The organism is Streptomyces sp. NPDC058663 (genome assembly GCF_042716745.1).
Classification (GTDB): Bacteria; Actinomycetota; Actinomycetes; order Streptomycetales; family Streptomycetaceae; genus Streptomyces.
In genome coordinates this window covers 58,079-66,332 of the sequence record NZ_JBHXRV010000049.1, presented here as the reverse complement: position 1 = coordinate 66,332, position 8,254 = coordinate 58,079, and the positions used below count along the sequence as shown (strand labels likewise).

Below are 8,254 nucleotides of genomic sequence, written 5' to 3'. Positions count from 1 at the left end.
CCGCCCCCCGGGGGCGGAACGGGCGGGCAAGGGGGCGGCCCCCCGGCGGAGCCGCACCCTGTGTCCCGCCCGCCCCCGGCGGAGCCGCACCCCTTGGGCCCCGCCCCACCCCGACCCCCCCACTCCACCCCTTCTCGCACCCCGCCACCCCCGAGACCCGCCCGCCGCCCGCCCAAGGGCCCGGCCCCGCCCCGTACCGTGACCGCCATGACCCCCCTCGGCCGCACCGACCTCAGCCGCCCCCGGTCCTGGCTGCGCGCCCACCCCCTCCTCGCCGAGGCCCTGCTCGCCACCGCCGTCCTCGCGTGCATGATCACCGGCCTTTTCGCCGAACCGCACGACGGCAGACCGGGTCCCTCCTTCGGCAATCGCACCCCCGGCGCCGGAGTCATCGCCCTCGCGGTGGCGGCCGCCGCCGCTCTCGTGTTCCGCCGCCGCCGGCCCCTGCTCGTCCTGGGCGTGACCTGTGCAGTCACCGTCATCGGCTTCGCCCTCGCGCCCTCGGACCTGCCCAAGCCACTCGCCGTGAGCGCCGTCGTCGCGCTGTACACCGTCGCCGCCCGCACCGACCGCCCCACCACCTGGCGCATCGGCCTGCTCACGATGGCCGGGCTCACCGGTGCCGCGATGTGCTTCAGCGCCAGGCCGTGGTACGCGCAGGAGAGCCTGGGAATGATCGCCTGGACGGGGGTCGGCGCCTGCGCGGGCGACGCGGTCCGCTCCCGCCGCGCGTTCATCCAGGCCATGAGGGAGCGGGCGGAGCGGGCCGAGCGCACCCGCGAGGAGGAGGCCCGCAGAAGGGTGGCGGAGGAACGGCTGCGGATCGCCCGCGACCTGCACGACGTCGTCGCGCACCACATCGCCCTGGTGAACGTGCAGGCGGGGGTCGCCGCGCACGTCATGGACAAGCGCCCCGACCAGGCGAAGGAAGCACTCGCCCACGTCCGCGAGGCCTCCCGCTCCGCGCTGAACGAACTCCGTGCCACCGTGGGCCTGCTGCGCCAGTCGGGCGAGCCGCAGGCCCCCACGGAGCCCGCCCCCGGCCTCGCCGTCCTCGACGGGCTCCTCGACACCTTCCGCAACGCCGGGCTGCCGGTCTCCCTCGCCCGCACCGACGACGAGGACCTGCCCCCGTCCGTCGACCTGGCCGCGTACCGGATCATCCAGGAGGCCCTCACCAACGTCCGCAAGCACGCGGGTGCCGGCGCGAAGGCCGAGGTCAGTGTCGTCCGCGTCGGTACGACGGTGGAGGTCACGGTCCTCGACAACGGCACGGCGGATCCCCGAACCGGCACCGGCACCGGCACCGGCACCGGCACCGGCAACGGCACCGGAACCGGCACCGGAACCGGAACCGGCAGCCGGGACAGCGCCGCCGGGCCGGGATCCCGCGACGACGCACCAGAATCCCCTCACGACGGGCCCGGCTTCGGCGGCCACGGCCTGGTCGGCATGCGGGAGCGCGTCACCGCCCTCGGCGGCTCCCTCACCGCGGCCCCCCGCCCCGGCGGCGGCTTCCGCGTCCATGCGATCCTGCCCGACACGGCCCGTACGGCCGGCTCTTCGCCCCGTACGGCCTCGAAGGCCGTCACCGGGACCGGCCAGGGGAAGGACGAAGACGTATGACGAGTGAGCCGCCCGCCCCTTCGGAAGCCGTGCCGCTGCCGCCGATCAAGGTGCTCCTCGCCGACGACCAGGCCCTGCTGCGCAGCGCCTTTCGCGTCCTGGTCGACTCCGAGGCGGACATGACGGTCGTCGGCGAGGCCGCCGACGGCGCCGAGGCCGTCGAACTGGCCCGCAGCACCCGCCCCGACGTCGTACTGATGGACATCCGGATGCCCGGCACCGACGGCCTCACCGCCACCCGGGCGATCGGCGCCGACCCCGGCCTCACCGGGGTGCACGTGGTGATGCTGACGACCTTCGAGGTCGACGAGTACGTGGTCGAGTCGATCCGGGCGGGCGCCTCCGGCTTCCTCGGCAAGGGCGCCGAGCCCGACGAACTCCTCAACGCCATCCGGATCGCGGCCGGCGGAGAGGCGCTGCTGTCGCCCGCCGCGACCAAGGGCCTGATCGCCACCTTCCTCCAGCAGGGCGACGCCCCGGGCCTGGGGCCCGCCGCCGACGGCGCCCACGCGGCGCGCCTCGCCGCCCTCACCGTCCGCGAACGCGAGGTACTGGTCCAGGTCGCGGGCGGCAACTCCAACGACGAGATCGCCGGACTCCTCGCGGTCAGCCCGCTGACCGTCAAGACCCATGTCAACCGCGCGATGGCGAAGCTGGGAGCCCGCGACCGGGCACAACTGGTGGTATTCGCGTACGAATCGGGCCTGGTACGTCCCCGGGTGGAGTGACGGCGTACCCCCGCGTACTCCAGCTGCGGTACGTGCGCGGCGGAAAGGGGACCTGGGAGCGAGGGATCGGCGTCGGGCGATGGCCGATCGTATGAGAGGACGGCCGAGCCCCGCAGGAGGGGCCGCTGCGTCCGCCTGCCTCGCTCGCCACGGAAGAGAGACCCCACCCATGTCCTGGCTGTCCAGATTCAGCCTCGCCCAGCGGGCCCTGATCGGGCTGATATCGCTCGTCGCGCTGGTGTTCGGCGCGATCGCGATCCCGCAGCTCAAGCAGCAGCTGCTGCCCACCATCGAGCTCCCGATGGTGTCCGTGATCGCCCCGTACCAGGGCGCGTCCCCCGACGTGGTCGAGAAGCAGGTCGTCGAACCGCTGGAGTCCTCCCTCAAGGCCGTCGACGGACTCGAGTCCGTCACCTCGACGGCCAGCGAGGGCAACGCGCTGATCATGGCGCAGTTCGACTACGGCGACGAGGGCTCCAAGCAGCTCGTGGCCGACGTCCAGCAGGCGGTGAACCGGGCCCGCGCGATGCTCCCCAAGGACGTCGACCCGCAGGTCGTGGCCGGTTCCACGGACGACATCCCGACCGTGGTGCTCGCCGTCACCTCGCCCAAGGACCAGCAGGCGCTCGCGGGCCTGTTGGAGGACAGTGTGGTCCCCGAGCTGGAGAAGATCGAGGGCGTCGGCACGGTCACCGTGGCCGGGGTCCGCGACCTCCAGGTCGCCGTCACCCCCGACGACGCCAAGCTGGCGGCCGCCGGACTCAACGCCATGACCCTCGCGCAGGCGCTCCAGGCGGGCGGCGCCTCCGTCCCGGCCGGATCCTTCGCCGAGGGCGGCCAGAGCCGCACCGTGCAGGTCGGCGGCGCGTTCACCTCGCTGCAGCAGATCGCGGACCTGCGCGTCGCGGCCCCGCCCACGCCGGGTGCGCAGACCCCGCCGAAGCCGGTCAGGCTCGGTGACGTCGCCAAGGTCGAGGAGAAGCCCGCGACGGCGACCTCCCTGACCCGTACCAACGGAAAGCCCAGCCTCTCCCTGTCGATCACGATGGACAAGGACGGCAGCGCCGTCGCCATCTCGGACGCGGTCAAGGACAAGACCGACGACCTGAGCGCCGGCCTCGGCGCGGGCGCGAAGATCACGACCGTCTTCGACCAGGGCCCCGGCGTCTCCAAGTCGATCTCCGGCCTGACCACCGAGGGCGCCCTCGGCCTGGTCTTCGCCGTCGTGATCATCCTGGTGTTCCTGGCGTCGATCCGCTCGACCCTGGTCACCGCGATCTCCATCCCGCTCTCGGTCGTCCTCGCGCTGATCGTGCTGTGGACCCGCGACCTGTCGCTCAACGTGCTCACCCTGGGCGCGCTGACCATCGCCATCGGCCGGGTCGTCGACGACTCGATCGTGGTCCTGGAGAACATCAAGCGCCACCTCGGCTACGGCGAGGAGCGGCACTCCGCGATCGTCACCGCGGTCAAGGAAGTGGCCGGCGCGGTCACCTCCTCCACCCTCACCACGGTCGCCGTCTTCCTCCCGATCGGTCTGGTCGGCGGCATGGTGGGCCAGCTCTTCGGCTCGTTCTCCATCACCGTGACGGCGGCCCTCCTGGCGTCGCTGCTGGTCTCACTGACCGTCGTGCCGGTCTTCTCGTACTGGTTCCTGCGCGCGCCCAAGGGTTCGGAGGGCGTCGACCCGGCCGAGCTGCGCCGCAAGGCGGAGGAGAAGGAGGCGGGGAGCAGGCTCCAGAAGACGTACGTCCCGGTGCTGCGCTTCGCCACCCGGCGCCGCTTCACCAGCCTGGCCATCGCCGTCGTCGTCCTGCTCGGCACGTTGGCCATGGCACCGCTGCTCAAGACGAACTTCTTCGACCAGGGCGAGCAGGACACCCTCGCGCTCACCCAGAAGCTCGAACCGGGCACCAGCCTGGCGGAGACCGACAAGGCCGCCGCGAAGGTCGAGAAGGTCCTCGACTCGATCGACTCCGTCAAGGACTACCAGGTCACCATCGGCTCCTCCGGATTCGCGGCCGCCTTCGGCGGCGGGTCCGGCGCGAACCAGGCCTCGTACCAGCTGACCCTGAACGACGCCAAGGACGGCGAGAAGACCACCGCGCGCATCGAGTCCGAGCTGAAGAAGCTCGACGGCATCGGCCAGACCAAGGTCGGCGCGGGCGGCGGCATGGGCGGCCAGGACCTGTCCGTGGTCGTCAAGGCCGGTGACGCAGGTGTGCTGAAGGCCGCCTCCGAGCAGGTCCGCACCGCCGTGGCGGGCATCAAGAACGTCACCGACGTCCAGAGCGACCTCGCCCAGTCGGTGCCCCGCATCTCCGTGAAGGCCACCCCGAAGGCCGCCGAGGCGGGCTTCGGTGACGCCGCTCTCGGCGGTGCCGTCGCCCAGGCGGTGCGCGGCACCAACGCCGGCAAGGCGATGCTGAACGCCACCGAGCGGGACATCGTCATCACCTCGGCCAACCCGGCCACCACCCTCGCCGAGCTGAAGAACCTCCCGCTCGGCCCGGTCAGGCTCGGCCAGATCGCCGACGTCGCGCTGGTGGACGGACCGGTCTCGATGACCCGGATCGACGGCGCGCGCGCCGCCACGGTCACCGCCAAGCCGGTCGGCGAGGACACCGGTGCGGTCTCCGCCGCACTCACCACGAAGATCAACGAGCTCAAGGACGAGCTGCCGAAGGGTACGTCGGTCGAGATCGGCGGCGTCTCCTCGGACATGGACGAGACGTTCGTGAAGCTCTTCCTGGCGATGTTCGCGGCCGTCGCGATCGTCTTCCTGCTGCTGGTCGCGACCTTCCGGTCGCTGATCCAGCCGCTGATCCTGCTGGTGTCGATCCCGTTCGCGGCGACCGGCGCGATCGGTCTGCTGCTCGCCACCGGCACCCCGATGGGCGTCCCGGCGATGATCGGCATGCTGATGCTCATCGGCATCGTGGTCACCAACGCGATCGTGCTGATCGACCTCATCAACCAGTACCGGGCGCAGGGCATGGGCGTCGTCGAAGCCGTCGTCGAGGGCGGGCGCCACCGGCTGCGGCCGATCCTCATGACGGCCCTGGCGACGATCTTCGCGCTGCTGCCGATGGCACTGGGCATCACCGGGGAGGGCGGCTTCATCTCCAAGCCGCTCGCCATCGTGGTGATCGGCGGCCTGATCACGTCGACCCTGCTGACCCTGCTGCTGGTCCCGACCCTCTACGCCATGGTGGAGCTCCGCAAGGAGCGCCGTGCGGCGAAGAAGGCCGCCAAGCGGGAGGCCAAGGCGGCTCCCGCGCCGACCAGCGACGACCGCGAGCCCGCGGGCGTCTGACCCGGACGTCAGTACACGTGAGTAAGGGGCGCCCTCCTGGAGGGCGCCCCTTACTCACGTCTTCGTGCGTGCGTGCCGTGCCGCGGTGCGGGCGCGCGGCGCCGTCAGGCCGTCGGGTCCTGCGGGATCGCGTGCACCTCGACCGGGTCGTTGCCCGGCTTGCCGCCGGGGCCGGGACAGGCGGAGGCACGGGCGGCGATCTCGTACGCCCGCTCCTCACTGGCGACGTCGACCACCCAGTACCCGGCGAGGATCTGGCCCTTCACGGCCTGTCCCTCGGTGACCTCGGGGCTGCCGTCGGCCCCGGCCCGGACCGTCCGGGCCAGGGACGGGCCGCCGAGCCCGCGTGCCTCGACCATCTCGCCGGCCGAGGTCAACTCGTCGTTGAGGGTGTTCATGTGGGCGAACATCGCCTGCATGTCGTCCTGCGAGAAGGACGACATCATGGTGTCCCAGCTGTCGGCGTCCACATTCATCTGGATCATGTACAGCATGTGCCTGCGCTCCTCGGGCCGAGTGGTTTCCTGCGTGCTGAAGGGTGGACCGTCCCCCGCAGCAAAACTCATCGGCCGCGCGGCCGCTATGGAAGCGCTGCCGCCACGGAAGCGCTGCCGCCACGGAAGCGCGGCCGCCACGGAAGCGCGGCCGCCACGGAAGCGCGGCGGCTACGGGAGGGCGAGCATCCGCTCCAGTGCCAGCTTCGCGAAGCTCTCCGTCTCCCGGTCGACCTCGATCCGGTTCACCAGGGTGCCCTCCGCCAGCGACTCCAGGGTCCACACCAGGTGGGGGAGGTCGATGCGGTTCATGGTCGAGCAGAAGCAGACCGTCTTGTCGAGGAAGACGACCTCCTTGTCCGGGTGCGCGTTCGCCAGGCGCCGTACGAGGTTCAGCTCGGTGCCGATGGCCCACTTGGAGCCTGCCGGGGCCGCGTCCAGGGCCTTGATGATGTACTCCGTCGAGCCGACCTCGTCGGCCGCCGCGACCACCTCGTGCTTGCACTCCGGGTGCACCAGGACCCGGACGCCGGGAATCCGCGCGCGGACGTCCTCCACCGACTCCAGCGAGAACCGGCCGTGCACCGAGCAGTGCCCGCGCCACAGGATCATCTTGGCGTTCCGCAGCTCCTCGGCCGTCAGCCCGCCGTTCGGCTTGTGCGGGTTGTACAGGACGCAGTCGTCCAGGGACATCCCCATGTCGCGGACCGCGGTGTTGCGCCCCAGGTGCTGGTCGGGCAGGAAGAGGACCTGCTCGCCCTGCTCGAAGGCCCAGTCCAGCGCGCGCTTGGCGTTGGAGGAGGTGCAGATGGTGCCGCCGTGCTTGCCGGTGAAGGCCTTGATGTCGGCGGAGGAGTTCATGTACGAGACCGGAACCACGCGGTCCGCTATTCCGGCGTCGGTGAGTACGTCCCAGCACTCGGCGACCTGCTCGGCGGTGGCCATGTCGGCCATCGAGCAGCCCGCCGCCAGGTCCGGCAGCACGACCTTCTGGTCGTTGCCGGTGAGGATGTCGGCAGACTCGGCCATGAAGTGCACGCCGCAGAAGATGATGTACTCCGCCTCCGGCTTGGCGGCGGCGTCCCGTGCGAGCTTGAAGGAGTCACCGGTGACGTCGGCGAACTGGATGACCTCGTCACGCTGGTAGTGGTGGCCGAGCACGAAGACCTTGTCCCCGAGCTTCTCCTTGGCCGCGCGGGCGCGCTCCACCAGGTCCGGGTCCGACGGCGAGGGCAGGTCACCGGGGCATTCGACGCCGCGCTCGCTCCTGGGGTCGGCCTCGCGGCCGAGCAGCAGCAGGGCGAGGGGCGTCGGCTGGACATCGAGGTCGACCTGGCGGGGCTGGGCGGTGGTCACGACACGCACCCTTTCTGTTTCTGCGATGCGAGGGGGCCCGTGGGAAGGACCAAGGGGTCTTTTCGTCGAAATGACGCTATCTATCATAACCGCTTCGCGTCAGTTTGACGATGCCGATCTCGTCGATGTGACGCATTCCTGGGTGCCCGCCCCTCGGGACCGTCGGCCCGTGCCCGCTGCGGGGGCGGTGTGCGAGCATGAAAGAACAAGGCACACGCTCTGGCCCGGAATGAATCCGCGGCCCCGCCGGTTGCAACCGTCGGCAAGCAGTCCGTACAACCCGGGAGAGATGTAGATGTCCGTTCAGGACGACAAGACCACCGTGAGCGACGGCATTCTCCTGTCCGACGCCGCCGCGGCCAAGGTGAAGGCCCTGCTCGACCAGGAAGGCCGTGACGACCTGGCGCTCCGCGTCGCCGTACAGCCCGGTGGCTGCTCGGGTCTGCGGTACCAGCTCTTCTTCGACGAGCGCTCGCTCGACGGCGACGTCCTCAAGGACTTCGACGGTGTGAAGGTCGTCACCGACCGGATGAGCGCCCCGTACCTGGGCGGCGCCTCCATCGACTTCGTCGACACCATCGAGAAGCAGGGCTTCACGATCGACAACCCGAACGCCACGGGCTCCTGCGCCTGCGGCGACTCGTTCAGCTAGGCGACTTCGGCCGGACGGCTCGTTCAGCGGGCCGTCGCGGCAGTACGGCGAAGGCGGTTGTCCCGGATTCCACATCCGGGAC

The 8,254-nt window shown here is 71.1% G+C and carries 6 protein-coding genes; 4 read left to right on the top strand and 2 right to left on the bottom strand.

Annotation, left to right across the window (positions count from 1 at the left end):
• Nucleotides 1–207: 207 nt before the first annotated feature.
• From ACFWVV_RS30025 to ACFWVV_RS30015, 3 genes are all read left to right on the top strand, one after another.
• Entirely contained in the window at nt 208–1,626 is a 1,419-nt protein-coding gene (locus tag ACFWVV_RS30025; protein WP_384344822.1) for a sensor histidine kinase, read from the top strand.
• Nucleotides 1,623–2,354, top strand: a complete 732-nt coding sequence (locus tag ACFWVV_RS30020; RefSeq protein WP_384344819.1) for a response regulator — start codon at nt 1,623–1,625, stop codon at nt 2,352–2,354. The genes ACFWVV_RS30025 and ACFWVV_RS30020 overlap by 4 nt, the downstream gene beginning before the upstream one ends.
• A 169-nt stretch (nt 2,355–2,523) precedes the next feature.
• A complete protein-coding gene (locus tag ACFWVV_RS30015; RefSeq protein WP_384344816.1) occupies nt 2,524–5,670 on the top strand; it encodes an efflux RND transporter permease subunit in 3,147 nt (1,048 codons plus the stop codon).
• A 104-nt stretch (nt 5,671–5,774) separates the two neighbouring features.
• Here ACFWVV_RS30015 and ACFWVV_RS30010 read toward each other — a convergent pair whose 3' ends face one another.
• Both ACFWVV_RS30010 and nadA read right to left on the bottom strand, forming a co-directional pair.
• Nucleotides 5,775–6,164: a YciI family protein gene (locus ACFWVV_RS30010; protein WP_384344814.1), complete on the bottom strand. Its 390-nt coding sequence runs from the start codon at nt 6,162–6,164 to the stop codon at nt 5,775–5,777.
• Nucleotides 6,165–6,335: 171 nt separating this feature from the next.
• On the bottom strand, nt 6,336–7,529 hold the full coding sequence (gene nadA / locus ACFWVV_RS30005; protein ID WP_384344811.1) for a quinolinate synthase NadA: 1,194 nt from the start codon (nt 7,527–7,529) through the stop codon (nt 6,336–6,338).
• Nucleotides 7,530–7,815: 286 nt separating this feature from the next.
• On the opposite strand from nadA, the gene ACFWVV_RS30000 reads away from it, so the two are divergent.
• The gene (locus ACFWVV_RS30000; RefSeq protein ID WP_384344809.1) at nt 7,816–8,172 is read left to right on the top strand and encodes a HesB/IscA family protein; all 357 of its coding nucleotides are present in this window, start codon (nt 7,816–7,818) and stop codon (nt 8,170–8,172) included.
• Nucleotides 8,173–8,254 lie beyond the last annotated feature (82 nt).

What these genes read in the sequence shown, in the direction of transcription:
- ACFWVV_RS30025 (WP_384344822.1), top strand. Translation starts at nt 208, where the DNA reads ATGACCCCCCTCGGCCGCACCGACCTCAGCCGCCCCCGGTCCTGGCTG.
- ACFWVV_RS30010 (WP_384344814.1), bottom strand. Translation starts at nt 6,164, where the DNA reads ATGCTGTACATGATCCAGATGAATGTGGACGCCGACAGCTGGGACACC.
- ACFWVV_RS30000 (WP_384344809.1), top strand. Translation starts at nt 7,816, where the DNA reads ATGTCCGTTCAGGACGACAAGACCACCGTGAGCGACGGCATTCTCCTG.
- ACFWVV_RS30020 (WP_384344819.1), top strand. Translation starts at nt 1,623, where the DNA reads ATGACGAGTGAGCCGCCCGCCCCTTCGGAAGCCGTGCCGCTGCCGCCG.
- ACFWVV_RS30015 (WP_384344816.1), top strand. Translation starts at nt 2,524, where the DNA reads ATGTCCTGGCTGTCCAGATTCAGCCTCGCCCAGCGGGCCCTGATCGGG.